This is a genomic window from Paratractidigestivibacter sp. (assembly GCF_052362415.1).
GTDB lineage: Bacteria > Actinomycetota > Coriobacteriia > Coriobacteriales > Atopobiaceae > Paratractidigestivibacter.
Map to the genome: position 1 here is coordinate 20,082 of NZ_DAWEMK010000023.1, position 1,469 is coordinate 21,550.

Below are 1,469 nucleotides of genomic sequence, written 5' to 3' on the forward strand. Positions count from 1 at the left end.
TTCCAGACCTTCCTCCCCTCGGAGTCGACGCTGGTCGCCCGCTTCGGGTGCTCGCACAACACGCTGCGCAAGGCGCTCGCCGCGCTCGCCGACGAGGGCCTGCTGCAGCCGATCCAGGGCAAGGGGGTCCGCGTGATCTACCAGCCGCGCGAGCGCGCGCTCTTCGAGGTCGGCGGGATCGAGACCTTCGCCGAGACCATGGCGCGCCTCGGCATCGAGCAGACGACAGTCGTGAAGACCTTCGACCTCGTGGTCGCCGACGGCAGGCTCGCCCACTTCACGGGCTTCGACGAGGGCGCCGAGCTCCTGCACGTCGAGCGCGTCCGCTCCTTCGGCGGGGAGCCGGTAATCCGCGACGACAGCTACTTCCTCGCGTCGGCGGTCGACGGCCTCACGCCAAAGATCGCGGCCGGCTCCATCTACAGGTACCTCGAGGGCGAGCTCGGGCTCGTCATCGCGCAGAGCATGCGCGAGATCACCGTCGAGCGGGCGACGACGCGCGACTACGAGCTGCTCGAGCTCCCCGAGGGCTGTTACCTGGCCATAATGACCAACCAGGTCTTCCTCGCGGACGGGACGATGTTCGAGCGCACCCAGTCGCGCCACCGGCCGGACCTCTTTGTCTTCCACGACATCGCCCGACGCAAGCCGTCCCTCTCGGTAAAATGACGAGAAGGGACAGTCCCTTTTTATCATTCAGGAGTTGATATGCCTTCCTCCAGTTATAAGTCAAAGCAGGTCATCGTCATGAGGCGCGACCTCAAGATGCGCAAGGGCAAGATCGCCGCGCAGTCGGGCCACGCGTGCGTGGAGGCCACCCTTATGGCCATCGCGCGCGAGGGCCGCGCGGACCAGATCCGCGCCGAGGACGGGTGGGCCTACCTCGAGCACGCCGAGGACGACCGCTCGCCCCTGACCGACTGGTTCGACGCCGGAGTGGCGAAGATCTGCGTCTACGTCGACGGCGAAGAGGCGCTGCTGGACATCGCCACGCAGGGCCGCGAGGCGGGCTTCGCCGTCGCGCTCATCCGCGACGCGGGCCACACGGAGTTCCACGGCGAGCCGACCTTCACCTGCCTGGCCTTCGAGCCGCTCCCTGCCGAGAAGATCGACCCCATCACCGGCGATTTGCCGCTGTACTAGCACTGGCCGCCGGCAGCAAGAAGCCCTTCTTGCTGCCCCGCGGTGTTAGCGCGGCGTTAATTCCCACCGCCCAACTAGGTTTTTTCTAATTCCTACTTGCGCGCTAGGTTTATAAGTGCCATCCTACCAAACAACGAGCAGACCGCCTCGCGCGGCGGCACCCTCGTGACCAGTCAGCTGATACAGCTAGGAGGCACTACCATGCGCACCGCGAAGCAGATTGAGGCCCTCATCGGCTCTACCCCCCTGGTGGACCTTTCCGACCTCGCCAATAGCGACGCGACCGTCCTCGGCAAGTACGAGGCCACGAACCCCGGCGGGTCCAT

The 1,469-nt window shown here is 66.0% G+C and carries 2 protein-coding genes; both read left to right on the top strand.

What is annotated here, in order from left to right; translation table 11 throughout:
* Nucleotides 1-669: UTRA domain-containing protein (locus ACT84W_RS03905; RefSeq protein ID WP_444328270.1), on the top strand; the 669-nt coding region annotated here is incomplete at its 5' end.
* Nucleotides 670-708: 39 nt separating this feature from the next.
* A complete protein-coding gene (gene pth2, locus ACT84W_RS03910; protein ID WP_417576259.1) occupies nt 709-1,143 on the top strand; it encodes an aminoacyl-tRNA hydrolase in 435 nt (144 codons plus the stop codon).
* Nucleotides 1,144-1,469 lie beyond the last annotated feature (326 nt).

Coding starts and splice junctions, on each gene's coding strand:
- pth2 (WP_417576259.1), top strand. CDS start 709: ATGCCTTCCTCCAGTTATAAGTCAAAGCAGGTCATCGTCATGAGGCGC.